This is a genomic window from Planobispora rosea, from assembly GCF_014648175.1.
GTDB classification, from domain to species: Bacteria; Actinomycetota; Actinomycetes; order Streptosporangiales; family Streptosporangiaceae; genus Planobispora; species Planobispora rosea.
Map to the genome: position 1 here is coordinate 1 of NZ_BMQP01000142.1, position 716 is coordinate 716.

Genomic DNA, 716 nt, shown 5'->3' on the forward strand with positions numbered 1-716 from the left:
AAGGACGCGAAGTGATCGGCGCGACGCTCGTAGCGGCGATGCAGCCGGCGGCATCCGCTCAACCAGGCAATCGTGCGCTCGATCACCCACCGGTGCCGGCCCAAGCGCCGGCTGGACTCCACGCCGCGTCGTGCGATGCGCGGGGTGATGCCGCGCTGCCGCAGGAAACGCCGCACACCCGGGTAGTCATATCCCTTGTCACCATGCAGCTTGGCCGGGCGGCGACGGCGCCGCCCGCGCCGGGAGCGGACCGGCGGAATGCCCCGCACCAGCGGCTCAACGGCCAGACTGTCATGGACGTTGGCCGCTGAGATCGCGACAGAGAGCGGCAGACCGGTCCGCTCGGTGATCATATGGATCTTCGCCCCGTTCTTGCCGCGGTCGACAGGATTCGGACCCGTCAGCTCCCCCCTTTGACCGCCCGCAGACTGACCGAGTCGATCGCGCACCGCGACCAGTCCAGCTCGCCCCGGGCGCCGAGCTCGTCCAGGATGATCCGATACAGCTTGGCCCACACCCGCATCGCGCTCCACTCGGCGAACCGGCGATTCACCGTCTGCCAGGAGGCCCCGAAGACCGGCGGCAGCTGCCGCCAGGCGCACCCGGTCGTGGCCACGTACACGATCGCCGCCAGGATCATCCGATCGTCTGCGCGTCGGCGTCCACCGCCCTGCGGCCGGGTGGGCGCCGGCGGGACCACGCCATCAGGGACCAGC

General features: G+C 70.8%; 1 pseudogene. It reads right to left on the reverse strand.

The features are described 5' to 3' along the window. Positions 1-715, reverse strand: a pseudogene (locus IEZ08_RS39130) (IS5 family transposase); the annotation flags it as partial. Position 716 lies beyond the last annotated feature (1 nt).